This window comes from Leptolyngbya sp. CCY15150 (assembly GCF_016888135.1).
Lineage (GTDB): Bacteria > Cyanobacteriota > Cyanobacteriia > RECH01 > RECH01 > RECH01.
Genome location: NZ_JACSWB010000157.1, coordinates 181405 through 207318 on the forward strand (window position 1 = coordinate 181405; position 25914 = coordinate 207318).

The 25914-nt window shown below is 54.6% G+C and carries 24 protein-coding genes; 10 read left to right on the forward strand and 14 right to left on the reverse strand.

The genetic code is table 11. From position 1 onward, the window contains the following. Positions 1–165: 165 nt before the first annotated feature. Together JUJ53_RS08420 and JUJ53_RS08425 are read right to left on the reverse strand one after the other, a co-directional pair. Positions 166–1542, reverse strand: a complete 1377-nt coding sequence (locus JUJ53_RS08420) for a collagen-like protein (RefSeq protein ID WP_204151544.1) — start codon at positions 1540–1542, stop codon at positions 166–168. 145 nt (positions 1543–1687) lie between these two features. Then, positions 1688–2434, reverse strand: coding sequence for a creatininase family protein (locus tag JUJ53_RS08425; protein ID WP_204151545.1), 747 nt, complete (start codon positions 2432–2434; stop codon positions 1688–1690). Between the two features lie 192 nt (positions 2435–2626). Between JUJ53_RS08425 and JUJ53_RS08430 the strand changes: the two genes are divergently transcribed. Then, positions 2627–2848, forward strand: a complete 222-nt coding sequence (locus JUJ53_RS08430; protein WP_204151582.1) for a hypothetical protein — start codon at positions 2627–2629, stop codon at positions 2846–2848. A gap of 162 nt (positions 2849–3010) precedes the next feature. After that, complete coding sequence (locus JUJ53_RS08435; protein WP_204151546.1) at positions 3011–6079, forward strand: COR domain-containing protein; 3069 nt, start codon at positions 3011–3013, stop codon at positions 6077–6079. Between the two features lie 279 nt (positions 6080–6358). Here the strand turns inward: JUJ53_RS08435 and JUJ53_RS08440 are convergent, their stop codons facing one another. From JUJ53_RS08440 to JUJ53_RS08455, 4 genes are all read right to left on the reverse strand, one after another. Then, complete coding sequence (locus JUJ53_RS08440; RefSeq protein ID WP_204151547.1) at positions 6359–8068, reverse strand: alpha/beta hydrolase; 1710 nt, start codon at positions 8066–8068, stop codon at positions 6359–6361. A gap of 56 nt (positions 8069–8124) precedes the next feature. Then, on the reverse strand, positions 8125–10164 hold the full coding sequence (gene ligA, locus JUJ53_RS08445; protein ID WP_204151548.1) for an NAD-dependent DNA ligase LigA: 2040 nt from the start codon (positions 10162–10164) through the stop codon (positions 8125–8127). 109 nt (positions 10165–10273) lie between these two features. Continuing rightward, positions 10274–10771, reverse strand: a complete 498-nt coding sequence (locus JUJ53_RS08450; RefSeq protein ID WP_204151549.1) for a DUF427 domain-containing protein — start codon at positions 10769–10771, stop codon at positions 10274–10276. A gap of 66 nt (positions 10772–10837) precedes the next feature. Beyond that, entirely contained in the window at positions 10838–11314 is a 477-nt protein-coding gene (locus tag JUJ53_RS08455; protein WP_204151550.1) for a cyclic nucleotide-binding domain-containing protein, read from the reverse strand. A gap of 479 nt (positions 11315–11793) precedes the next feature. Here JUJ53_RS08455 and JUJ53_RS08460 point away from each other — a divergent pair, with 479 nt between their 5' ends. Further along, on the forward strand, positions 11794–13218 hold the full coding sequence (locus JUJ53_RS08460; protein WP_204151551.1) for an NADP-dependent isocitrate dehydrogenase: 1425 nt from the start codon (positions 11794–11796) through the stop codon (positions 13216–13218). A 34-nt stretch (positions 13219–13252) separates the two neighbouring features. Here the strand turns inward: JUJ53_RS08460 and rph are convergent, their stop codons facing one another. After that, a complete protein-coding gene (gene rph / locus JUJ53_RS08465) occupies positions 13253–13972 on the reverse strand; it encodes a ribonuclease PH (RefSeq protein ID WP_204151552.1) in 720 nt (239 codons plus the stop codon). A 254-nt stretch (positions 13973–14226) separates the two neighbouring features. After that, the gene (locus JUJ53_RS08470) at positions 14227–14844 is read right to left on the reverse strand and encodes a hypothetical protein (protein ID WP_204151553.1); all 618 of its coding nucleotides are present in this window, start codon (positions 14842–14844) and stop codon (positions 14227–14229) included. A 67-nt stretch (positions 14845–14911) separates the two neighbouring features. On the opposite strand from JUJ53_RS08470, the gene JUJ53_RS08475 reads away from it, so the two are divergent. Then, a complete protein-coding gene (locus tag JUJ53_RS08475; protein WP_343327918.1) occupies positions 14912–15469 on the forward strand; it encodes an FxLYD domain-containing protein in 558 nt (185 codons plus the stop codon). Here the strand turns inward: JUJ53_RS08475 and JUJ53_RS08480 are convergent. Further along, positions 15466–15921, reverse strand: coding sequence for an NUDIX hydrolase (locus JUJ53_RS08480; protein ID WP_204151554.1), 456 nt, complete (start codon positions 15919–15921; stop codon positions 15466–15468). The genes JUJ53_RS08475 and JUJ53_RS08480 overlap by 4 nt on opposite strands. A 111-nt stretch (positions 15922–16032) precedes the next feature. Then, positions 16033–16518 (reverse strand): thioredoxin-dependent thiol peroxidase, encoded by a 486-nt coding sequence (bcp, locus tag JUJ53_RS08485; protein WP_204151555.1) that lies wholly within the window; start codon positions 16516–16518, stop codon positions 16033–16035. A gap of 279 nt (positions 16519–16797) precedes the next feature. Between bcp and JUJ53_RS08490 the strand changes: the two genes are divergently transcribed. From JUJ53_RS08490 to JUJ53_RS08510, 5 genes are all read left to right on the forward strand, one after another. After that, complete coding sequence (locus JUJ53_RS08490) at positions 16798–16983, forward strand: translation initiation factor IF-2 (protein ID WP_204151556.1); 186 nt, start codon at positions 16798–16800, stop codon at positions 16981–16983. Positions 16984–17229: 246 nt separating this feature from the next. Then, positions 17230–17727, forward strand: coding sequence for a photosystem II cytochrome c-550 (gene psbV, locus JUJ53_RS08495; RefSeq protein WP_204151557.1), 498 nt, complete (start codon positions 17230–17232; stop codon positions 17725–17727). Between the two features lie 243 nt (positions 17728–17970). After that, positions 17971–18480, forward strand: coding sequence for a photosystem II cytochrome PsbV2 (gene psbV2, locus JUJ53_RS08500; RefSeq protein ID WP_204151558.1), 510 nt, complete (start codon positions 17971–17973; stop codon positions 18478–18480). Between the two features lie 318 nt (positions 18481–18798). Beyond that, a complete protein-coding gene (gene petE, locus JUJ53_RS08505; RefSeq protein WP_204151559.1) occupies positions 18799–19179 on the forward strand; it encodes a plastocyanin in 381 nt (126 codons plus the stop codon). 260 nt (positions 19180–19439) lie between these two features. Beyond that, positions 19440–19868, forward strand: coding sequence for a VOC family protein (locus JUJ53_RS08510; RefSeq protein WP_204151560.1), 429 nt, complete (start codon positions 19440–19442; stop codon positions 19866–19868). Positions 19869–19954: 86 nt separating this feature from the next. Here JUJ53_RS08510 and JUJ53_RS08515 read toward each other — a convergent pair whose 3' ends face one another. Continuing rightward, positions 19955–20548, reverse strand: coding sequence for a triacylglycerol lipase (locus tag JUJ53_RS08515; protein WP_204151561.1), 594 nt, complete (start codon positions 20546–20548; stop codon positions 19955–19957). Between the two features lie 487 nt (positions 20549–21035). Between JUJ53_RS08515 and ileS the strand changes: the two genes are divergently transcribed. Beyond that, positions 21036–23909: an isoleucine--tRNA ligase gene (gene ileS / locus JUJ53_RS08520; protein WP_204151562.1), complete on the forward strand. Its 2874-nt coding sequence runs from the start codon at positions 21036–21038 to the stop codon at positions 23907–23909. Between the two features lie 400 nt (positions 23910–24309). Here the strand turns inward: ileS and JUJ53_RS08525 are convergent, their stop codons facing one another. The 3 genes from JUJ53_RS08525 to JUJ53_RS08535 form a co-directional block, all read right to left on the reverse strand. Then, positions 24310–24642 (reverse strand): DUF86 domain-containing protein, encoded by a 333-nt coding sequence (locus JUJ53_RS08525; RefSeq protein WP_204151563.1) that lies wholly within the window; start codon positions 24640–24642, stop codon positions 24310–24312. Beyond that, positions 24639–24929: a nucleotidyltransferase family protein gene (locus JUJ53_RS08530; protein WP_204151564.1), complete on the reverse strand. Its 291-nt coding sequence runs from the start codon at positions 24927–24929 to the stop codon at positions 24639–24641. Before JUJ53_RS08530 ends, JUJ53_RS08525 begins: the two co-directional genes overlap by 4 nt. 175 nt (positions 24930–25104) lie before the next feature. Then, on the reverse strand, positions 25105–25914 hold an 810-nt coding region (locus JUJ53_RS08535), incomplete at its 5' end, for a pentapeptide repeat-containing protein (protein WP_204151565.1).

The following is a 25914-nucleotide window of genomic DNA, read 5'->3' on the forward strand; positions in this document are numbered from 1 at the left end:
TCTCCAGGGTTGACCTATCTCTAGTCTAGGAGGATTTACGGAAGCTGACCGTTGGGAAGGCGGTTAGGACTGGGCGGCATAGATTGACCAATCTTGACCAAGCGCGAACAAGGGGCCTAGGCCCCTTGTTTAACCTGCCTAGGAGTAGGCAGATTGCCGCTAGCCCTAGATCGAGCCGCGCCAGCTCATGGTTTGTTCCGCCGATTGCCCCCCGAGGGAACGAATCGCCTTTAGCTCAATCTCCACCCGCACCCCCGACTGGCGATAGCGAGCATCGATGGGCAACTGTCCTAGATCAATGGAAAAGCGGTTGAAATTTTGGGTGACCCACTCGGCTGGAACCTCTCCCTCATAGCGCGTGCCAAAGCGGCCGCGATCGCCAAACCGATCCTCCGTTGAGCGGTAGCGTAGCTCAAACCGCGTCGCCACCACATCAGATTTGTCCGCCAGATCCACCACACTCAACTGTAGATCTGCACCACTGCCCGAGAACTCACCCACCGCCAGCTGAGTTGCTTCACTGCGCAGCACCAGTTCTGACACCGTATAGGTTGCCACAGACTCCTCATACTGTAGATCGCCGACCAGCCACACATCTTCCGGCACCGTCACCCGCACCGATTGATTCTCCAATAGCTCCAGACCCAGCGACTCGTTGGCCACCTCCGAGAGCGATCGCTCCGCTGCCCAGTTGAGCTGCACCGTTTGCTCCGCCCGTCCCACAAACTCACGATACTCATCCGCCACGATCGATCCACTGGCCAGCAGCGTCGAGGCTCCCCGCCGCGTCGCCCAAATATTGCGAGATAGGGAAACCGGCTGTTGCTGGAAGCGAGACAGGCTGAAGGTGATGTTAGGGTTATCCGGTGCCAACGGTTCCGCCTGCTGCACCAGCGTCAACCGTCCCAACTGCCCTGGCTGACCATTACGACCCGATTGCCCATTGCGACCATCGGCACCATCCCGACAGCGATAGCGCTCCGTTCGACAACTGCGATTCGCGCTGCCTGGCGTGCCCGTGCAAACCTCTTCCTCCCAGTAGGAGCGCTCACAGCGACAGCCCGCCGCCCCATAGCCCGGTCGTCCGCCTCGTCCGGCCCGGCCCCCTGCCGCGATCACCGAGAGCGATCGCAACTGAGTTGGATCTGTGTAATACACCGTCACCGATCCACCATTGCCGCCATTGCCGCCCTGGCCACCATTGCCGCCCTGGCCACCATTGGCTGCCCGCACATCGCTGCGATCGCGGGGTTGCCAACCGCAAAAAGCCGATCGCCCATTGCCGCCATCATCCCCATCTCCGCCATCGGTACCCGATAGATTGAGGTTGACCGGACTGCCGTCTAACACCAGGGTACGACTTTGGCCATCCTGCCCCGATCGCCCCTCCCGTCCACGAAATCCATCGGTGCCATCGGTGCCATAGCGGCGAGCATTGCTCGATTGCCCATAGGTTTGGGCCAGGCATACCTCTTGAGCGATCGCTGGAACACTAAGAATGCCAAGCACCGCCACACCGCAGCCTACAACAAGGTTTTTCATCCGCCCCATAGTCTTTCTTGATCTCCACGCAACTCAGATGATGTCCTAGGATACAAGATACGTCTCTGAAATTCAGCATCATGACACAGGTGAATTCCGTAGGTATCCCTAGGCAGTGGAGACGGACGAACACATCGGTGGGTTTCTAGTCAGATGTTAAGAATTCCAGATATTGCCGACTCAAGTCTTTCACTGCTAGCTCGTAAAGCTGACGACCATGATCAGGGGTAGCCAGAGCCGGGTTTGATCCCATGCGTCCATCTGGATAACAACGGCGAAACTCCGCAGCGCTGTAGATAGGATAGCCCGAAGGAACGTTAGGATCAAGATAAGCTGTTTTGATCGAATCTGGATAAACGTACTGAGTTAGTGCCACTTCACTGGGCGTGGCATGGGAACCTTCTTCGCTACCGTAGAGTTCCTTAGCTAACCGATACACCGAACCACACATATACCAATTGGCTACCTGACACTGAACGCGATCGCCCCCTGGAATAGGTAAATTGCTCAATACCGCATAGCTTTCCGAGAAAGCCGCCTTCAGCGTAGCCACATTACCGCCGTGACCATTGATGAAAAAGAATTGGCGAAAACCCGCCTTGGTTAAGCTCACCAAATAATCACGAATCACCAAGATCAAGGTACTGGGGCGCAGGCTGATGCTGCCGGGAAAGTCCGTATGGTGCAGCGCCATGCCCACATTAATCGTCGGCCCCACCAATGCCTGAGTCGCATCACCCACCCCATGGGCGATCGCTTCTGCACAAATGGCATCGGTGCCAATTAACCCAGTCGGGCCGTGCTGTTCTGTGGAGCCAATGGGCAGAATTAAACCCTGGGAGCGGGTCAGATAGTCGTCAACTTCGGGCCAGGTGCTAAGGTGCAGGAGCATAGGGATATCGGGTAAAGAGCCAACAGTCTCTACCTTAGCGCGAGGGCTGAGAGAGATGTTGGTTCGTCAAACCCATCAGGATCTAGATTTGGAACACGCCTTATGCAAAATTTCCGCCTTCTCTCGTGACAGCCTCCTAACCCATGAGCCATTATGAACACATCCCCCTCCAGCACCCTCTCGGAGCTAGCCATGCTGATCCAACACATTATGCAAGAACTCCAAGCCTTGCCCGAAGAAAAACTAGCCGAAATCTATGACCTGATCCACTACTTTCGCCTAGGGCTAAACCAAGAAACCAACCGAGCACCATCGAGCAGCACCGAACTGCGTACCCCTGGTCTACTCAGCGGCAAACTCAGCGACGCCTTCTTTAACCCTCTAACCGAAGAGGAACTCCAGCAATGGGAATAACCTATCTGCTCGATACCCATAGTTTGCTGTGGTGGCTCTTTGACGACCCAAAACTCGACACCACTTGTCGCACCATCTGGTACTGCACAGTCTTGAATGAAGAGTGTGTCTAACCGGATTTGATATCAGCACTTCATCACTAATCCCAAATCTAACATTGCCATGTCCCAAGACGAGCTACTGCAACTCATCGACCAAGCCGCCACCGAAGGCTGGACAGAGCTTGACTTGACAGGACGAGGCTTGACGGAACTGCCCCCAGAGATTGGCAAGCTGACCCAGCTAGAAACCCTCATATTGGGCAAGGTTGAAAAATGGCAGTACCTAGACGGCAAACTCACCCCTCAGCTAGTGACTAATGCCATTAGCAAGCTGCCTGCTGAAATAGCGGCCTTGCAACAGCTAACCATGTTAGATCTCAGCGGCAACCCCCTAGGAGACTTGCCAGAGGTGGTTGCTCAACTCACATCACTCAAAGACCTGCGAGCGATCGCCACCAACATCACGACGATTCCCGACTGCATCGCACAGCTCACGAACCTGACAAAACTTGGGCTCGATAGTAATCAAATCACGACGATTCCCGACAGCATCGCACAGCTTAAAAATCTGACAGAACTTTCGCTCGATAGCAATCAAATCACGACGATTCCCGACTGCATCGCACAGCTCACCAATCTGACGACACTTTCGCTCTCTAGCAATCAAATCACGACGATTCCCGACTGCATCGCACAGCTCACGAACCTGACAAAACTTGGGCTCGATCGTAATCAAATCACGACGATTCCCGACAGCATCGCACAGCTCACCAATCTGACGACACTTTCGCTCGATCGTAATCAAATCACGACGATTCCCGACAGCATCGCACAGCTCACGAATCTGACGACACTTTGGCTCCATAGCAATCAAATCACGACGATTCCCGACAGCCTCGCACAGCTCACCAATCTGACGGAACTTTCGCTCTCTGGCAATGAAATCACGACGATTCCCGACAGCCTCGCACAGCTCACCAATCTGACGGAACTTTCGCTCTCTAGCAATGAAATCACGACGATTCCCGACAGCCTCGCCCAGCTCACCGCCTTAGAATGGCTGGATCTAGAGAATAATCACCTTACAGATTGTCCCGAATGCCTAGAAACCCTGCCTCAGCTTGAAGTCCTTGACCTGCGGCGCAATCCTTTACCTATTTCTCCAGAAGTCCTAGGGCCAACCAGCGGAGATCCAGGCTCAGTCGAAGATATCTTTAACTACCTCAAAAAACTCCGCAGTGGCAGCGTCAAACCCCTCAACGAAGCCAAATTGCTGCTGGTGGGTCAGGGTAGCGTCGGCAAAACTTCGTTAGTCAAACAGCTTATGGAGGGTCAATATAACCCTCACGAACCCCAAACCGATGGACTCTCCGTCCGTACTTGGGGTGTCCATGTCAACAGTAAAGACGTACGCCTGAATATATGGGATTTTGGTGGACAGGAGATCTACCACGCCACCCACCAGTTTTTTCTCACCAAGCGCAGCCTCTACCTGCTGGTTTGCAACTGCCGCACCAGCGAAGACGAAAACCGCATTGAATACTGGCTGAAACTCATCCAAAGCTTTGGCGGCGGGTCGCCTGTTCTGATCGTCGGCAACAAAAAAGACGAACAGCCCTTCGACATTAACCGCCAGGCTCTGCGGCAAAAATACCCCAACATCTGCGACATTATCGAAACCTCTTGCCAAACCGGCGAGGGCATCACAGAGCTAACAGCAAAAATTACTGAAGAAGTTGGCAAACTCCAGGATGTCTACAACCTCCTGCCCCTGTCATGGTTTCAGGTCAAAGAACAGCTCGAAGCCCTCGATCGCGACTTTATTAGCTACAGCGAATACATCGGGATCTGCTACCAAAACCAGATTTGCGAAGAACAAAGCCAAAACCAGCTCATTGACCTGCTCCACAACCTGGGACTGGTGCTCAACTTTCGTGACCACGACTTTTTGCAAAACACCAACGTGCTCAATCCCGACTGGGTCACCCAGGGCATCTACGCCTTGCTCAGCGACGAAACCCTCAAAACCCAGGGCAAAGGCATCCTCACCACCGCCGACCTCAACCGGGTGCTGAAGGGCGATCGATATCCCCCCGATCGCCATCGCTACCTCACCGAGCTGATGCAGGAGTTTCAGCTCTGCTTTGAGCTGCCCGACTGCGGCTCTGCCAAATTCCTCATTCCCGGCCTGCTGCCCAAAGATGAACCCAAAGCCACCAGCCTAGAAGGCGATACCCTCAACTTTGAATATCACTATCGCATCCTGCCCGAGAGCGTCCTCTCCCGCTTCATCGTGCTCAGCCACGAAAAAATTTACCAAGGTATTCACTGGCGCAGCGGCGTCATGCTCGCCTATTGCGAGGGCGACGAAGTCTACAACATCGCCCGCATCAAGGCCGACCCCGAAGACAAAAAGATCTTTATTGCCATCAACGGGCGCGAAACGACCCGCCGCGTCTTTCTCTCTCTCATCCGTGACACCTTCAACAAAATCCATCACAGCTTTGCCGATCTTGAGGTCACCGAATGGGTACCTGTCCCTAACTATCCCAACCATCCCCCTCTCGACTACCAAGAGCTTTTGGGACTAGAAGCCATGGGTGAACAAAACTACCCCATCGGCAAGCTTCGCATCAAAGTCAACCTGCGCCAGCTTCTCGACGGCTACGAGCCAATAGAGGTTCGTCGGCGCTATAACCGAGGTGATAAAGACTTCGACCAAGGCTATGCAAGTCCTTTTACTATTATCAACAACGTAGAGGTTACCGCCATGTCAGAAGGTTCTAAGTTTACCAACCATAACCAAGGGGCCAATATTGGCAACTTCGTCAACGAAGCCAACAACAGTCCGGTCACCGCCACTGACTTTACCCAAACCAGTGGCGTTACAACTGCCGACGTGCTACAGATGATCGATCGCCTGCGCCAAACCGCTGCTCAGCTTCCCCCAGAGGTTCAAGATAACCTAATCATTGACCTCAAGGCTGTTGAGGACGAAGTCCAAAAACCTGAAGACCAGCGCAATATGCCCCGGATTAAACAACGCTTAACGGCTTTGCTGACAGCAGCCACTATCGGGATGGGCAGTATTGTGGGCGGCGTGTCGGCTGCCAATACCTTTGCTGACGAAGTGATTGAGCTAGGCAGTAAAATCGGTATTGAACTGCAACTCCCCTCATCTCAGCCGTAGGTTTTATTCGTTAAGCCATACACCATCTCATGTGAGGGATTATCTCTACAGAACCAACTGAATCTGCGACCCTTGAGCCTGTTTTTGTACCTCGATGCGGGTTTGAAACGCTGCTTTGAGATAAGAAATGTGCGTGACCGCTAAGATACAGGCGAAATCATCAGCCAGGTCATCGAGCTTCTGCTATTGCTGGAGACGACCCAGGTGAGCTAAGTGCTGAACCCGTTGCGATCGCCCCTCGGTTAACTGATACTCCAATTGGGCGATCGCTCCAGAACCTTAAGGCATGGATAAAACACGGGATAGCTGGATGGGATCAAGGGAGCGCACTAAGCTCAGAGGTAGAGCTTGTTCACTCAGGCTATCAGCATAGGTTGCCCGCAGAAAACCGCGATAGTTAGGGTCATTCGCCACATAGGTTTGGAAAAAAGCCACGCTCATAGCATTCACATAGCGATGGGCGATTTCTGGGTCAGGGCCAACAATATTTGAGGGCAGGAGCAGAGCTTCGCTGCCATTTGCAGAGCTACCTAGGGTCGAGAAATGGGTACCTCCTTGCATCAACACAAGATATTTATTGAGGCTGCCCAGCCACGTGAAAGGACGGATTTGTTCAGGCAGAGCTGGGGCGATCGTATCCGCATTGCCAGTCATGACCATCACAGGTTTTTCAATTTGGTTAAAACCATTTTGGCCAATGATGCCGCTACCAATGGGGTTAATGGCGATCGCTGCCACAATCCGATCGTCTTGTAAGGATTGATCGAGGGTTTCCAAGGGCAAGTCCAGCGCCTGGCATTGCAGCAGTAAAGATAAGTTAAGCCAGCTATCGTCATAACAAGACTGAATTAACCGTACTCCATGAAGTGTGCCGCCGATCAGCGTAAGAGCCGTATATCCACCTAGAGACTGACCAATGATGCCCGCTTTCTCTAGATTCATGCGGCCAGATAGTTGTGGATGGTTACGATTGAGGCGTTCCAGTTCATCCAGCAAGAAGGTAATATCTAGGGGGCGATCGATAAATTCCTGGGGAGACGTTACTTCTCGTACTCGCCCCTGCACAAGAGCTTGGATTTGCATGGCATTGCTGCCAGGGTGCTCCAACACCGCCACCACAAAGCCATGGGAGGAAAGATGTTCCGCAAGATAACGATAGGTGGTGCGATCGCTGCCTAGACCATGGGAAATAATGATCACCGGCGCGGGCATGGGCGGCGTGGGGCTGCCGAGGGTTTTTGTGATGGGAACATAGACATCTGCTGCGAAGGCGCGATCGCGGCGGCGATCGCGAAGGTTCAGCGCAACCGTCTGCCAGTCGTATAAACCTACATCATGGGGGTTTTGGACGCCCATAGAGTCAATCGGCGTTTCTACCCTAGATTCAAAGGTGGCTTGGGTTTGAATGATCTGAATTGCTTGGGTTGTCTGGTTGATCAGGTTCTCCACCTCGCTCACAAAGTTGAGGGTGGCATCGACACTAATGCGCAGATCGTTGAGGGGAAACTCGTTGAGCACGTTCAAAGGCGTTAGTCCGTCGTCCGAATCCGCCGCCAGGATCAGGGCCGCGCGAATGGCAAGAGGAGCTGCCTCCGGAGATTGGGTGCGGATGATTCGGCTGATTCGCTCAAGCAGCGCTTCGCCTTGATCGGTGTAGAGAAATTGAGCCACGGCAACAGCACTCACATCAGCCTGTGTCAGCAGCAGCGATCGCATTTGCTCTTGATCCTTGGGCGTGAAGTATCGCAGGTAGGGACGAAGATTGGACGTGACCCGGCCTTCACGAGCATAGATTTCTAAATCATCTATCGCAATCGAGCGCTCGAAAACACCGATCGATAAATAAACACGTTCTGCGGCGGCGGCCGGTGTCGATAGCAGACATCCAGCCAAGCAGCTACCGATCCCAAGGGCGATCGCTCGGTAGGGATGACGACCATGGCGCATGGAACGATCGCGCAAAACCAAGGACTGGAACCATGATGGCATCAGTCTAAATGACGTGAAATGCTGCATACTTCAGGAGTTGACGGGGGCAGACATGGCTAATTCGATGATGACAGAAGATCGAGTAACTGTGTTTCTGACAGTTGGGCAACACCCAGAGTCTGTGCCTTTTCTAACTTAGATCCGGCATCACTGCCCACTACTAAATAATCCGTTTTAGAACTCACGGTTCCGGTAACTTTGCCGCCCGCCGCCTGAATTTTTGCCTTAGCATCCTCCCGACTTAGGGATGGTAAGGTGCCGGTAATCACCAACGTCTTGCCTGCTAACGGCTGAGCCCCTTGGGGTTGAACCTGATCGGGATCCAGGGCAAGCTGTAGACCGGCCTGTCGCAGGCGATCGATCAGCACCTGGTTGGCCGGCACCCGAAACCAGGCATAGACCGACTGGGCAATTTCTGCGCCAATGCCATAGACGGCGGCGATCGCTTCCGGTTCCGCTGCCCCCAAATCATCCACCTTGGCAAACTGGCTGCTTAAGGTCTGGGCATTGACACTGCCCACATGGCGAATACCTAAGCCATAGAGCACCCGCGGCCAGGGCTGTTGCTTCGACTGAGCGATCGCCCCCACCAGCTTCTGGGCCGACGTTGGCCCCATGCGATCGAGAGTCAGCAACTGCTCCACCGTCAGGTCATAGAGATCCGCTACCGATTGCACTAGGTGGCGATCGATAAATTGCTCCACCCACTTTTCACCCAGTCCGTTGATGTCTAGGGCTGCCCGGCTGGCCCAATGGCTAATCGAACCGCGCAGGATGGCAGGGCAGGAGGTATTGATGCAGCGCGTTACGGCTTCATCGGCAGGGCGCACCACCGGCTCGCCACAGGCGGGGCAATGGGTGGGCATCTCATAGCGCTGGGCATCGGCAGGACGCAGGTCTGGCATCACCCGCACCACCTCGGGAATAATTTCCCCCGCCTTGCGCACGATCACCGTATCGCCCAAGTGCAAATCCAGTTCAGTGAGGCGATCGCTATTGTGCAGCGTCGCCCGAGACACGGTGGTACCGGCAAGCTGGACGGGACTGAATTCTGCCACCGGCGTCAGTGCCCCCGTGCGTCCTACCTGAACCACCACCCGCTCTACCCGAGTTGGCGCTTCCTCGGCAGGGTATTTGAGAGCGATCGCCCAGCGGGGAAACTTTTGGGTAAAGCCTAGCTGCTGCTGGAGATCAAAATGATTCAGCTTCACCACCACCCCATCGGTCATGTAGGGTAGATCGAGGCGAGCGGTGTCCCATTGCTCAAAATAGGCCGCCACGTCTGCTAGGGATGGGCAGAGCAAGCGGTTAGGATTCACCCGAAATCCAAGATTTTGCAGCAGTTCAAGGGCCTGCCACTGGGTTGCGGGTGCATCGATACCGGCGACCTCATCGGGCAGATGGAGGGTGTAGGCAAAAAAATCCAAACGACGCTGGGCCACCACGGCGGAATCTAGTTGCCGCAGGGTGCCAGCTGCTGCATTGCGAGGATTGGCGAAGGCGGCCTCCCCCTTAGTCTGACGCTCTTCATTAATCTGACGAAACACATCTAGGGGGAGAAACGCCTCACCGCGAACCTCTAGGCGAGCCGGTGGCTGTTCTAGGTTCAGCCGTAGGGGAATGGTGCGAATGGTGCGGATATTTTGGGTAATGTCTTCGCCCGTGACGCCGTCGCCTCGGGTGGCTCCCCGCACCAGCAGCCCATGGTCGTAGGTGAGGGCGATCGCTGATCCGTCTATCTTCAGCTCCGTGACGTAGTCCACATCAGCAGCCTCGGGAGCCAAGCGCCGCCAGCGATCCTGCCAACTGGCCAACTCCTGCAAATTGAAGGCATTTTCTAGACTATAGAGGGGAATATGGTGACGCACGGACGTGAACTGATCCGCCGGCCGCTCTCCAATGCGCTGGGTAGGGCTATCGGGCGTGACCAGGTCGGGATACTCTGTTTCCAACTCCTGCAGGTCTCGATAGAGGCGATCGTAGACCGCGTCATCCATCTCCGGCGCATCCAGGACATAGTAGGCATAGCTAGCCTGCTGGAGCAACCGTCGCAGTTCAATCACGCGCTGTTGAATCGCTAAAGTGGCTGTGGTCACGCTGGCTCCTTTCTCGGTGGCTGTTTCCGATAGTTGTTTCGATGACTACTGATGAAACCCAGGGGCGATCGCCTAGGTAGATATCAAGACCTATCCAGTCAATGAACCTCTACCAACCCCAGGTGCCCGCTGCTCCCTTGAAGGGGCCGACAATGTTTTGAGTGATCCAGCCGCCGTAAAAGTCACCGGGTTGGGCCTGCACAACCTCCCCATCCACATAGCAAGCTTCCATCCGTCCTGGATAGACTGCAATGTAGTCTTGAATGCCAGCAAAAGCAGGGGTGGGATGGGGATAGCTCCAGGCCACGTCCACCTCTTGGCGATCGCCCACGGTTATGGTGTAGTAGGCTGCCTGCCCTTTCCACTCACAGATCGTCATGCGAGCAGTCTGGGTGAAATAGGCCATCTGCACATCCTCACGGGGGATGTAGTACGTCGGCGGATGGCTGGTTTCTAACACCCGCTTTGCCCGATGGGTGTCGGCGATCGCCACCCCATTGAAGATCACGCGGATATGCTGGGTCGAGTCGTCCAATACGGCTGGACGGGGATAGTCCCACACTGACTCTTGACCTGGGCCAGGTTCAATTCGTGAACGGTTTACCATGGTTAACGCTCCAAGCGATCGCTCCGTTTGCATTATCGCAAGGATTTTCGCCCTTGGTTAGCCCAGCTACTGAATGCGGGTGGGGGGACTGGTGCCATTAATGCGGTTATAGATCTCGGGATTGAGCTTTTTGCGGTTGAGCTCCCGAATGCGGCGCGATAGCAGGCGAATAATGTTCACCGCAATTCCCGGCGTTTCTTCCACCGCTTCATAGAGCTGCTGCTGGGTGAGCATGAGACATTCACAGGGTTCGAGGGTGCTGATCGAGGCTGAGCGCGGTTCAGCATCAAACACCGACATCTCGCCAAAGCAAGCTCCTTTTTCCAACTCCGCCAAGACGCGATCGCCAATATGCACCTTGACCCGCCCAGATACCAGAATATAGAGCGATCGCCCCTCCTGTCCCTGGGTAAAAATGGTGTGCTGGGCGGGAAAGGACAGCTCATCCATAATGGATGCGAGACGCACCAAGAAGTCATCTCGCAATTCATTAAAAATCGAGACACCCCGAACAAACAGTAAGCGATCGACGCTAGTTAGCATACAAAGATTCAAAACGACATCAGCAAACCCCGGTGGCTCTGGGCGGTCAGGTGATCCACATCTCACCTAGATCCATCACGGAGGAGCAGCATAGATTCTTATAGATGGAGTATGGAATAGACCATCTAAGCCAGATCGGCACAGCCAAGGTGCCATGAAGATAGCACGGCATCCGAGGTGGCTGGCGAGGGGTGGAGGGTGATACCCATCCAACGGCTCACTCTCAGGATTCTAGTGGTCTTTGGGGGCATTGGGACGATCGCTTCTAGGAATTGTCGCAGGACTTGATGTTGACTTGATGTTGATCGAGGCGATCGCAGCTTAAGAAACTCGAAAATCGTAACCGCCACTACCTCGATCATCCCCCAAGATTTGCGAATGTTCCATCAGTGATTGTGCCGGTTCACCTCGACCGTCTAAGATTCAGTAGCTTATGGCTACCACCCTGGTACTGTCGAGATTTTAAGAAGGTTGCCGATATGTACGATAAGATTACCCCACCCACGAATGGCGATCGCATTACCTTTCGCGATGGCGAACCCATTGTGCCCGATAACCCCATTATTCCCTTTATTCGGGGTGACGGCACGGGGGTTGATATCTGGCCCGCGTCCCAATTGGTGTTTGATGCAGCGGTTGCCAAAGCCTACGGCGGTCAGCGGCGGATTGAGTGGTTCAAGGTTTACGCTGGGGATGAAGCCTGTGATGTCTATGGCACCTACCAATATCTCCCCGAAGATACCCTAACGGCGATTAAAGAGTACGGCGTGGCCATCAAAGGGCCGTTGACGACTCCCATTGGTGGCGGTATTCGCTCCCTCAACGTAGCCCTGCGACAAATCAACGACCTCTATGCCTGCGTACGTCCCTGCAAGTATTACGCCGGCACCCCCTCGCCCCACAAAAGCCCCGAAAAGCTTGATGTGATTGTCTATCGAGAAAATACAGAAGATATCTATCTCGGCATTGAATGGAAGCAGGGCAGCGAGGTGGGCGATCGCCTCATCAAGTTCCTCAACGAGGAGCTGATTCCTGCCACGCCGGAGCACGGCAAGAAGCAAATCCGCCTCGATTCTGGCATTGGCATCAAGCCCATTAGTAAAACCGGCTCCCAGCGCCTCGTGCGCCGCGCCATCCGCCATGCCCTGCGGTTGCCCAAGGACAAGCAACAGGTGACCCTGGTGCATAAGGGCAACATCATGAAATATACCGAAGGGGCCTTTCGTGACTGGGGCTATGAGCTAGCCACCACGGAATTTCGGGCGGAATGTGTTACCGAGCGCGAGTCGTGGATTTTGGGCAACAAGGAAGCCAAGCCTGACCTGAGCATCGAAGACAATGCTCGCCAAGTGGAGCCCGGCTACGATTCCCTAACGCCGGAGAAAAAGGCAGACATCTGTGGGGAAGTCAAAGACGTCTTAGAAGGCATTTGGGACACCCACGGCAACGGGCAATGGAAGGAGAAGATCATGGTGAACGATCGCATCGCCGACAGCATCTTCCAGCAGATTCAAACCCGTCCCGATGAATATTCCATCTTGGCGACGATGAACCTAAATGGCGACTACCTCTCGGATGCGGCAGCAGCGATCGTGGGCGGTTTGGGTATGGGCCCTGGTGCCAACATCGGCGACACCTGCGCTGTCTTTGAAGCCACCCACGGCACTGCTCCTAAGCACGCCGGTCTCGATCGCATCAACCCTGGCTCGGTGATTCTCTCTGGGGTGATGATGTTGGAATACATGGGCTGGCAAGAAGCCGCGGATTTGATCAAGAAGGGACTTGGGGAAGCGATCGCCAACCGGGAGGTCACCTATGATCTCGCCCGGATGATGACCCCACCGGTCAATCCACCGCTGAAATGCTCGGAGTTTGCCCAAGCGATCGTCCAGCGTTTCCAGTAGAATCCCATCCGGTTTCCCGGCTCAGCAGTCATCCCTAGGATTTCAGGGCATGCTGCTGAGCCATCAGCAGCTCCTGAATACCCGTTTCTGCATAGTCCAACATCTGGTTCAGTTGACCACGGTTGAAACAGTTTTCCTCCGCTGTGCCCTGGATTTCTAAGATATTCAACTGCTCATCCAAGACAACGTTTAAGTCCACATCCGCCGCCACATCTTCTGGATAGTTCAAGTCCAAAAACGGTTCTCCCTCCAGCAACCCCACGGAAACCGCGGCTACCTGTCGGCAAATGGGCGATCGCTCCAACTCTCCCTTGTCCAGCAGCGATTGAATGGCATCGGTGAGCGCCACAAAGCCGCCAGTAATGGACGTGGTGCGCGTACCCGCATCGGCTTGGAGAACATCCGCATCTACCATCAGCGTCCGCTCCCCGAGAATCTTCATATCCAGGGCAGAGCGCAGACTGCGGCCAATCAAACGCTGAATTTCCTGGGTACGCCCCGAAAGCTTCATCACCTCCCGCGTACAGCGCTGGGGTGTGGCGCTGGGCAACATGCGATATTCTGCCGTTAGCCAGCCTTGGCCCGATCCTTCCAAAAAGCGGGGCACACCGGGCTGAATCGTGACGCTACAGAGGACTTGGGTATTGCCGCAGTGGGCTAAAACTGACCCGGCTGCATAGCGGGTAAAGTGTCGCTCAAAGCGCACCGGACGCAGTTGATCTGCTGCCCGACCATCGGGACGTTGCCAAGCCATGCCTCTTTTCCTTGATTGTTTACAAAGTTTCCTCAGACTATCTCGATCTGCTGAGGACAGCGCTAGAAGTGTCGCAAAAGTTGATGGTAACGAGGTAGACTCCATTCAATGAGGCTACGTTACCGGGTTTCGGCTTCGCTCAACCCTCGTCTCGTCAGGACTTGAGTATTGAGCGCAGTCGAAATGCCTAGCCATTGTTGCGTCTTCCCACCTACGAATACTAGATTCAGTGGAATCATGGGGCGATCGCTTCCTCATCCCTCAGGCCAGCGCCAGTTGTAAGCATTCCATTCCGTCATTCCCTGAATCTCGTACTCCATGCCATTTTCAAAGCGCACAATGCTGGTGAGAGACGGCTCGGCGCTCGGGCTATCCATGGGCAGAGTTGATAGATTCACCACCGTGCAGGGAAACCAGGTTTCATCACAGGACGTGCCTTCCTGCACCCATTCCCATAGGCGGTTGGACACCTCAATGCGATCGCCCACATGCAAATGGCGAGAGGCATCATCCCGATTTAGGGCTTGATTGATATGGGCATCGGTGACTTGATTCAGCCATTGGGGGCCATACTGATCGCGGATGAACTGCACCGACCCGGAATCTTGCCCCCGCAGCCAATCATTCAGCAGCGTGGCCCGCCAGCGGATACCCTGTTCTTCCTGAGCTACCACAAACTGCAGGAGAGCTTGCCGCTGGTCATCGGTGAGAGCATCGAGGGGATTGTCTGTAGGGGCGATCGCGGCTAGATCGAGGAATGATTCTGCCACCTGGGCCAGGATCTGCTTCTGTCGATCGTCGAGTGGGCAGCCCTTCTCATCACATTGGGTAAAGGCGGTTCTTAAAAGTGCGTCAATTTCCGCTTGAGTCATCAATGCAAAGTATAGATAAACCCTTGGGTTAGTCAAAGACGGATGTATTGAACAGATAGCACCCTTGATGGCCCCAAGACAAGCAAGGCGATCGCTCTTGACCGAACCAGAGGTCAGCGTTTTGTTAGCAATTCACGATAAGCTGAGGAGAATAATACCAAGTAGCGATCGCCTCATTGGGAGTGGAGCCATGAAGTTTCGAGCCGTCATCACCGCAATTTTGGTAGGCGTCTTTTGGCTGATGAGTCAGGTGATCTCGTCTCCAGCCTATGCCCTCACGGAAGTTAAATTGACGGACGTATCCTACACCACCTGTCCAGAAGAGTTGGTTGATGGCAATGTCACCGCTGGGGGAGCCAGCCGCGAAGCGAAGTGCTACATGATCACCGGAACGGCCGTGAACACCTCCGGGCGACCGGTGCTGAATGCCGATGTATTTGGGCGAATTTATGACGCCAGCGGCAACCCCGTTATGCAAAACCGCACTAGGGTCGGCTCTATTGATGAGGTGCCGCCGGGGGAAAGTTCCTTTGAGCTGCGGATTACGGTGGCGGCAAACCAGGCAGAACCCTTGCAGCTAGAACAGTTTAAGGCATCTGGCTTTACGGGACGGGTGCGGCGCTAGGCTAGGGTCGTCACGTTATCGAAATAATCTTGTAGATGGCGATCGTTGTCGGCGCTGAGGTGGCCAATGGGCAACTCCGATCGCTCAAAGGCTTGCACACCTTGGATTTCTAGCGTATCTTCCACCGCCGTTTTTCCAGTGACCTGAACGGCGATCGCTACGCAGATGGAATGAAAGCGGCGATCGCGATCCGGGGCAGAGTAAACTCCCACGAGGCGATCCACCTTCGTTAACTGCAGGCCCGTTTCCTCCACCAATTCTCGCTGGATGGTCGATTCAATCGTCTCGCCCCATTCCACCATGCCGCCGGGCAGCGCCCACTTACCGTTATCCCGCCGCTGGATGAGGACAATGCGCCCATCGGGCAGCACTGGGATGATGCTGGTACCCGTAATCGGGTGATGAAAAATGAGCCCAAGGACAGACTGAAAAAGATTCCACAACCGATTCATAACGTGTTAAGCATTGTTGAGTAGCAGCACAAGTGGTGTGCAGTCCATGTCTGTCATAGCGCATCTGATGGGAACCTGAACAGATTCCGTCTGCCCTGTTGACGAATGGCATTAGGCGATCGGGTCGGTGCTGTCTAGCTCGGCCAAATCGGCTAAGACTTGATCAGCGTGCTCCGCTGGTTTAACCTTGCGATAAATTTTTTCGATGACGCCATCGGCACCAATGATAAACGTATGGCGCATGATGCCCATATATTCCTTGCCCATAAATTTCTTCAGCCCATAGCTTTCATAGGCCGTAGCCACCGCCGCATCGCCATCACAGAGCAGGGGAAAGGGTAAGTCGTACTTGGTGGTGAATTTGGTATGGGCTTTGGCATCATCGGTGCTGACACCCAAGACGACCACATGTTGGGACTGCAGATCTGGGTAGCGATCGCGGAAACCGCAGGCTTCTTTGGTGCAGCCGGGGGTATTGTCGCGGGGGTAAAAATAGAGCACCACCCGCTGACCCTTGAGAGACGAGAGGCTAACGGTATTACCATCGCCATCCTGTAGGGTAAAGTCTGGGGCTAGATCGCCGGGATTTAAGGGCATACGAGGAAGCAGAACGCTAAAGATCTAGAGTTCATTCTATCGGATGTCTGTCCTGGGTTGACCCAAAAGGTTGGGCAGGGTGTGTAGGGGCGATCGCTGAGAACTATGGGATCCTCCCTGCAAAAATCCAGACAGTATGGCTACGTTTTGTGCCATCCCCCACAGATTTTCCTGGAGAGAATTGCTGATTTTCAGCCTAGGCGCTTTGGAAAGGGCTCAATCGGTGGCATGATATTGAATTAGCATGGCTCAATTTTGTGTCTATCGTAGGCTGCGGTTATGGGGTTTGCAGATCTCTCGATTGTGGAAATAGCGGAAGACCACCACCTCTCGGTGGACAATGTTTTTCGGTTGTGCGATCGCTTGCAGATTTCCTACAAAACACCCCAGACTCGCCTGGCTTTGGAAGACGTGAAAGCGATTATTGAACTCATTGCCCAAGAAGGTGGACATCCATCGTCCTAGGGCAATTCATCTGATTTTTGTACGCCATCCAACCTTGATGAGTACTTTGGCTTATTTGTTTCAGACAAAACATATCGGAGAATTGGCCTAGCACTGGGCACCTATGCCAAGTAGCCTGTTCTGGCGATAAGGTTGACATCCGGTCTTATAACAAATATTCCAGCCAGACGAGGATAACGAGCCAACGCGATCGCTAAGTTGGGGCCCATGTGGAGATTTCACCAAGCTACGTTTCCAAGGAGAACCATGTTCAAAAGACTCATTTGGCTTGTGGTCATGGCTGCATTCCTAACCTTCCAGACCTTTGTGGGAGTGGCAAATGCAGCAGAGTTAGACCTAGAGACCCGCACCATTCCGTTAAACGATAAGGGCGAAACCCTGGTGCTCAATCAATCCCAAGTGGTTGAGGGTAAGCGCCTATTTAACTATGCCTGTGGGCAATGCCATGCTGGGGGCGTCACCAAAACCAACTTTAACGTTGACCTAAGCCCGGCGTCGTTGGCCCTAGCTACTCCTCCACGTACCAACGTGGAAGCGCTTGTAGACTACATGAAAGACCCCACCACCTACGATGGTCTGGAGTCGATCGCTGAGCTACACCCAGCTATGAGCAGCGCGGACGTGTTCCCCAAAATGCGGAACCTCACAGACGATGATCTAGTGGCGATCGCCGGTCATATCTTGGTTCAGCCGAAGGTGCTCGGTGAGCGCTGGGGTGCTGGCAAGACTCGGTATAGCACCTAGACGTCAAATCCGATCTCTAGACTGATAGCGCTGCCGACCGTTCTACCGCTGAGTAGGAGCATCTTGCTTGGATGTGGAGGGTGGGCAGCGCTTTGTTTGTGGATCTACGCCTGCTGGTCTTTGCCTACTGGTAGTCGCCAGATCCATTGACCAGCCTATAGATGAACCAACGCTGTTTCTGGAATGCCTCGCATCTTCAGGTAGCGTTATGATCGAAGCCGTGACCTGGTTTGACTGGCTATGATGTTGACTGTTTTATCCCCTGCCCGCCGTTTGCTGCGCCGCTGTTTAGTGCTAGGCGTGGCGATCGCCCTTTGGCTATCCCTGACCACTCCTGCCCAAGCCGCATCCGTCGATCCGTTTATTCGGCGATACTTTGATGCCGCCGAGCCCGTTGCGCTGCCGGCCAATGCGGCGGGTGAAACCCAGCTTTTTTCAGCGGAAGATTTTGCCGCTGGCAAGGAATTTTTTAGCAGCACCTGCATTAACTGCCATGTCGGTGGAGCGACACTACCAAACCCCACCGAATCCCTAGCGCTGGATGTTCTCAAAGGGGCCACACCCTCCCGCGATAATATCCAAGCGATCGTTGCCTTTATGCGTCAACCCATGACTTATGACGGACAAGAAGTCTCGTTTTGGTGTCGGGAAGTGCCTGCTACCTGGCTGAGTGATGCAGAGGCAGAAACAGTGGCGGCCTTTGTGTTGCGGGCAGCGGAGAAAGCGCCAGGCTGGGGTACGAGCGAGTTTTGAGCGATCGCGACTGTCCCGTAGTCCGCCGAATTGGGGCAGGAATTTTCCATAAATTCTTAGGGATGTGACGTTGCCCCTACAAAACGGGATAGAATCGTAAAAGAATTCAGTTCATAACGTCTGCGGCGTGGCGACGTACAGACGTTGAAAGGATCCCTGCGGGTGGACAACGAATGGCGGCTAAAAACGTCCTGTTTCGCTTCCCCACGTCAGGGCCGTCACGGGGGTAACCCCTGACTCCTAGCGTTGTATGCACTGCATCAACGGTGGGCCCACGCCACACGTCGAGTTATGCAAAGCGTTTCATACGAGATACCTATGAGATTGATTGCGTTGATGTCTAGAAGTTTGAGCGTGATGGTTTGCACCCTCGCGTTGGTTGCTACCACATTCCTGATGATGGCAGCACCTGCGTCTGCAGAAACCTTCACCGTTAAAATGGGCGCTGACAATGGAATGTTGGCGTTTGAACCCGCAAACCTCACCGTTAAGGCTGGGGACACTGTGAAATGGGTCAACAACAAGCTACCTCCCCACAACGTCATGTTTGAGGGCGATGGAGCCAAGTATTCCCACGACCAGTTGATGTTCTCTCCGGGTGAAGAATACGCGGTGACCTTTGATGAAGCCGGTCAGTTCAGCTACTACTGTGCGCCTCACCGGGGTGCTGGTATGGTTGGGAAAGTCACGGTTGAATAAGGTTTAGGAGCGATCGCTTCTGTCTATCCGAAGCTGGGCGATCGCACCACCGACACTTGAATAGATGAAGCATCCCCTGTGGTTAAAGCCCCTGTTGTTTTAACGTCAGGGGATGTTTTTTGGCAGCAGTTTGTAGAATCAAGGTTGATGGAGGGGGAACGGTGTTTCCCTGCGGAACGCTGTAGGTTCTGAAGCTTCACCCCGCCCCAATATCGCAACAGAACGCCGCAACAGGTTCATTCAACAAGACGGAGGACATCATGGCCCATGCACGGTTTCATCTTGCCTTTCCCGTGGCCAACGTGGCCGATACCAAAACGTTTTATGCCGAGGGTCTCGGTTGTCAAGTAGGTCGCGAGACCGCTCAATCGGTGATTCTGAACCTTATGGGACATCAACTGGTGGCCCACGTCACCGAGGAGCCGATCCAGCCCCAGCGCGGCATTTATCCTCGCCATTTTGGTCTAGTGTTTGATGCGGAAGCAGATTGGGAAGCGCTGCTAGAGCGATCGCAACGGGCAGGACTCACCTTCTATCAAGCTCCCAAGCGCCGCTTTCCTGGCTCCCTGCTCGACCATCGCACCTTTTTCCTGGTCGATCCGTTTCAGAACCTGCTGGAGTTTAAGTACTATTGCCATCCAGAAGCCATCTTTGGCGCGGCGGAGTTGGCAGAAATTGGCGATCGCTAGACCTATCTTCAAGCAACCTCCTAGATTCATTCTGTTTTGAGCAACGTTGCAATGCTTGCCAATCGTTACCCCCACTAGTCGGCCATCTAGGTCATCGGGCAAGACAGCGCCGTTTCTACGAGGTTGATGCAGCGAGGATCAGAAACCATCCAGCGATGGATCAACACGGGGACGGTTTGTTCTAAACCAATGCCCAACTGGGAACTGTTGGCAGGCAAGATCATCAGGTCATAGGGCGTCCAGATCGACGTGAATTGGATCTGCTTGAGTTGATGGGCATCGGCATTGAGCGATCGCAGAAAGTCGCTGTTATAGCTCAGTTGCTGACCGCCAACCGTGGGCCAGGCATTGCCCGTGAGGGTGCCGCGATGGGGAGCTGATAGGGTGATGAAACGCTGGACGCGGGCCAAGCCACCCAAGCGCTGCAGGTAGTAGCGCCCGACAATGCCGCCCATGCTGAACCCCACCAGGTCGAAGGGTTGATCGGGAGCGATCGCTTCCTCTACATACTGGGCCACCTGCTGGGCCAGATCCTCCAGCGGCGCGGTGCCCAAGTTCGGAGCCATATCCAACGCGTGAACTGACCAGCCCTGCTGAGTCAACTGCTGCCGCATGGTTGTAAAAATCTGCTGCTTATCAAAAATGCCGTGGAGCAGTAATACCGGATTGCGATCGCCCATCTGTCCTCCTCTGCCTAGATGTTTCACTAGGATGACTGCCTGTTCACTGACTATCTGTATCAGCTATGTTCAGTGTAGAAGTCTGTCAGAGCTTTGGCACCATCACCCGGACGCTTTGGCAACTGACTCTATCCCCTGGTTGATTAGACAAAAAGACCCTCACCCCAAACCCCTCTCCCAGGTCGGTAGAGGGGCTTTGAAAGCACCTGCACCTTGCTGGCTCCCTTTCGTCCCCTTCTGGGAAAAGGGGCTGGAGGATGGGGGGACATGATGGGGCAGCTCACCAGCTCTATCCCCTAGGCGAAAACGCTAGGATTGACCTTGAAGCCTGAGGAACTTGTGCAGGATAATAGGGCGATACAACCTGTACACTGGATGGAATGGCTCGCAGGCCCACCCTGATGCCCATAGTCAGACGCTAGGGCTCGGGGAACGGATCACCTAGAGCCTGTGAGTGACTTAGCAAACCCAATCTCCTGCAGCGATCGTGACAGCACCCGGCAGCTATAAAGACACCGTCAATCTTCCTAAGACCGAGTTCAGTATGCGGGCGAACGCGACCCAGCGTGAACCAGAACTCCAACAGTTTTGGGCAGACCATAACACCTATCGCACCCTGGCTGAGCAAAATCCGGGGGAACCCTTCACCCTGCACGATGGGCCGCCCTACGCCAACGGCACGTTGCACATGGGGCACGCGCTCAACAAAATCCTGAAGGACATTATTAATAAGTATCAACTGCTGAATGGCCGCAAAGCTCGCTACATTCCCGGCTGGGACTGTCACGGCTTGCCCATTGAGCTGAAGGTGCTCCAGGAGATGAAGCCGGAGGAACGGCGATCGCTCACTCCCATTGAGCTGCGGCGCAAGGCCAAGACTTGGGCTTTGGCACAGGTGGATCAACAGCGGGAAAGCTTTAAGCGCTATGGCGTTTGGGGTGACTGGGATCAGCCCTACCTCACCCTTTTGCCTGAATACGAAGCGGCGCAAATTGGCGTCTTTGGGCAGATGGTGCTCAAGGGCTATATTTACCGAGGGCTGAAGTCGGTGCATTGGAGTCCTAGTTCGCGGACGGCGCTGGCGGAGGCGGAACTGGAATACCCTGAAGGGCATACCTCTCGCAGTATCTATGCGGCGTTCCCTATGGTGTCGGCGGCAGACTCGGCCCAGGCGATCGCCCCCTATATTGAAAAGCTAGGTGTGGCCATCTGGACAACGACGCCTTGGACGATTCCCTCTAACCTAGCTGTGGCGGTGAACCCAGAGCTGACCTACGCGGTGGTGGAAGTAGACGGGGGAGCGATCGCTTTCCCGTATCTTCTCGTCGCCAAGGACTTGGTGGAGCGGCTGGGACAACTGCTGGGCGCAACGTTGACGGTGAAAGCGGAACTTCCCGGTAAGGCGCTGGAGTTTTCCACCTATCACCATCCCCTGTTCGATCGCGATAGCCCGATTGTCATCGGTGGCGACTATGTGACCACGGAATCGGGGACGGGATTGGTGCATACCGCGCCGGGGCATGGGGTCGATGACTTTAACGTGGGTCAGCGCTACGGTCTAGACGTGCTTTGCCCCGTGGATGAAGGCGGCATCTTCACCGCAGAGGCAGGCCCCTTTGAGGGCTTGAATGTGCTCAAGGATGCCAATGAAGCGGTGATCAAGGCTTTGATGGACGCCAAGTCGCTGCTGAAAGAAGAAGCCTACGTCCATAAATATCCCTACGACTGGCGCACCAAAAAGCCGACGATTTTCCGAGCCACAGAACAGTGGTTTGCCTCCGTGGAAGGGTTCCGGGATGAGGCGCTGGCCGCCATTAAAGATGTGCGCTGGATTCCTGCCCAAGGCGAAAACCGCATCACCCCCATGGTCAGCGATCGCAGCGACTGGTGTATTTCTCGCCAGCGTACCTGGGGCGTGCCGATTCCCGTCTTCTACCACATCGAAACCGGTGAGGTGTTGCTGAATGCAGACACCATCGCCCATGTGCAGGCGCTGTTTGCTAAGCATGGATCCGATGTGTGGTGGGAATGGGACGTAGCCGACTTGCTGCCAGAAGCCTACCGCGCCCAAGCCGACCAGTATCGCCAGGGCATGGACACCATGGACGTCTGGTTCGACTCCGGTTCCTCCTGGGCCGCTGTGGCTATGCAGCGGGAAGGGCTCAGCTACCCGGTGGACATGTACCTAGAAGGATCGGATCAGCATCGCGGCTGGTTCCAGTCGAGCCTATTAACCAGCGTGGCGACCCATGGTCATGCGCCCTACAAAACCGTTCTTACCCACGGCTTTGCCCTGGATGAACAGGGACGGAAGATGAGTAAATCCCTGGGCAATATCATCGATCCAGCCATCGTGATCAACGGCGGCAAAAACCAAAAGCAGGATCCGCCCTACGGTGCCGACGTTCTGCGCCTATGGGTGTCGTCTGTGGACTATTCCTCCGATGTGCCCATTGGGAAAACCATCCTCAAGCAAATGGCGGATGTTTACCGCAAGATTCGCAATACATCGCGATTTTTGCTCGGCAACCTGCACGACTTTGACCCAGCCAAGGACGCCGTTGCCTACGACCAGCTCCCCGACCTGGATCGCTACATGCTGCATCGCATTAGCGAAGTCTTTACCGACGTCACCGATGCCTTCGAGAGCTTCCAGTTTTTCCGATTCTTCCAGACGGTGCAAAACTTCTGCGTGGTGGATCTATCCAACTTCTACCTCGACAGCGCTAAGGATCGGCTATACATCAGCTCCGACCAGGCCCTACGCCGTCGCAGTTGCCAAACCGTCTTGGCGATCGCTCTGGAAAATCTGGCGAAAGCGATCGCTCCGGTGTTGTCCCACATGGCTGAAGACATCTGGCAGTTTTTGCCCTATCCCACCGCCCACCCATCGGTCTTTGCCGCCGGGTGGGTGCAGCTCGATCCGCAGTGGCAGCAGCCCGAGCTAGCCAAGACCTGGGTGGAACTGCGCCGCATTCGTGACGAGGTGAACCGGGTTCTAGAAACAGCGCGATCGGACAAGGCGATCGGCTCTTCCCTGGAAGCTAAGCTGTTGCTCTACGTCGCCGATACTGATCTGCAGCAAGCGATGGCGGCACTCAATCCCACGAGCCTAGACGGCAATGGGGTGGATGAACTGCGCTATCTATTCCTCACCTCCCAGGTGGAGATCTTAGACTCCCCCGCAGCGCTCACGGGCTTGAAATACAGCAGTCAGTCGGATGCGCTAGGCATTGGCGTTACGGATGCGGAGGGAGAGAAGTGCGATCGCTGCTGGAACTACTCAACCCACGTGGGTGAATCTGCCGAGCATCCGCTCCTTTGTGAACGCTGCGTGCCGGCCCTAGAGGGGAAATTCTAGGGTGTATGTTCTTGCCGCCGAGGACATTTTTATACAACTGTCCGGATCGATGCTCTATCCCTGGAAGATTGAAGTGGTAGATGCACCCTGATTTAAACCCCCGCCCTTGCAACACAAGGGTTTGGGGTTTTTTATTGCCAAAAAATGGGGTTCCAGGGAGCGATCGATTCGTCTCATCCTTGTGGGGGGTGTTATGCCGATCAGAGGGGGAAGTTCAGCATCAACAATTAGCTGGCTTCGTTTCTGGGCTGAGGTATACAGAAAGTTCACTTGCTGCCTAATGCAGTAGTTCCGAAAGCTTTGATATAAAGCACCCATTGAGTGTTCAGGCGAATTGCCTATGAGGCGGCTTCAACGCAGCCTTCAAGCTACCTCCAGAGTTGATTTCCTTGCTTTCTGCCTATAACGATCGCAAAATAGCCGCGATCGCTGTCTTCAAGTTCGGTAATTCTTGCTCTACAGCTAACCAAACAATATCGAGGTCAATCTCAAAGTAGTTGTGAGTCAAAATGTTTCGCATTCCAATCATGTTTGACCAAGGTATTTCTGGGTGCTCGTCTCTGGTGGCTGAAGAAAGCGAACGGGAAGCCTCACCAATCACTTGCAGGTTTTGAGTGAACCAGGTTTGAATCAGTTCATTTTGCTCAAAGGCTTGTCTGCCTTGCACAGCATAGCGATCGATTCGTTCTATCGCCTCCAAGATATCTTGCAATTTTTCGCGATCGTCTCTCATAGGAGAATCGCCTCGCTCAGGACGCGATCGCGGATTCTGGGTCGCAGTCCTTTCTCGGTGACAACATCCACCGGACAATCCAGTAGCGCTTGTAAGTCCATCAGCAAACCGCCGAGGTCAAATAAGCTGCGTTCTGCCTCCAGTTCCACAAGGAAATCTACATCGCTGTCTGAGTCGGCCTCGCCCCGCGCCACGGAGCCAAAGATGCGAACGTTGTAAGCGCCATAGGTTGCCGCTGTTGCCAAAATTACTTCTCGTTTTTCCTGCAACTGTGCCCTAATGTTCATACGCAGCTTCCCGGTTTGTCTCAATTATCCCATTACCCCACTGCCTTATCCCCCCATTCTTTGACGTAACTTGGTTTGAACGCGTGCGCTCGGCATTGCCGTCTCGCAGAGAATCGGCGTTGCCGTCTCGCAGAGAATCGCCCCATTAAACCCTCAAAACCCAAACCCCTCCGCTTCATCCGTTCTCCTCGACTGCCTCACTCGCTGCCCCATCGTTTCCAAGTCCCTCCTTCTTCCTCAACGCCTCCAATACCTCTGGCGTGAATGGATTTTGTCCCATTTGCAACGCTTTCGCCCATTCCTGTCGTTGCTTCGCTTTCTCACCTCGGTAGTACTCTTCGGCTTCAATTGCTGTCACAACTGCCTGAAAATCTTCTGAAGCTCCGGCTAAATCATCGGTTAAGGCTCTGGCAATTCCACGGGTTTCTCGAAATCCCACCCAGTCACCCAAAGCGACAGCTTTATCACCTGCAAATACCACGGCTGCTGACTGGCCATGCAAACTCCCAAACTGGCAGAGTAAATTCCAAACCCAGGCATCAATTTCTAAGCCCGTGTCGATGGTTTGAGCCTCCTGGTAAGCCTGAATTGCCGCCAACACATGGCCCTGCTTGACCCCATCCATCCCCTGGCTCAAAACCACCGCCGCCTTGAACCGGGGAGTTTGAGCCAACGATTCGGGCACGTTGAGCGCTGCATGGAGCCCCTGGGCACCAGCCCAATGGGTTGACCCATTCCACAGAATTTCATTCAAGTTGGCGTTGCTGAGGTCGGCGTTGCTGAGGTTGGCGCTGCTGAGGTCGGCGCTGCTGAGGTCGGCGCTGCTGAGGTTGGCGCTGCGGAGGTCGGCGCTGCTGAGGTAGGCGCTGGTGAGGTCGGCGCTGCGGAGGTCGGCGCCGCTGAGGTTGGTGCTGCTGAGGTTGGCGTTGAAGAGGTTGGCGCTGGTGAGGTTGGCGTTGAAGAGGTTGGCGTTGAAGAGGTTGGC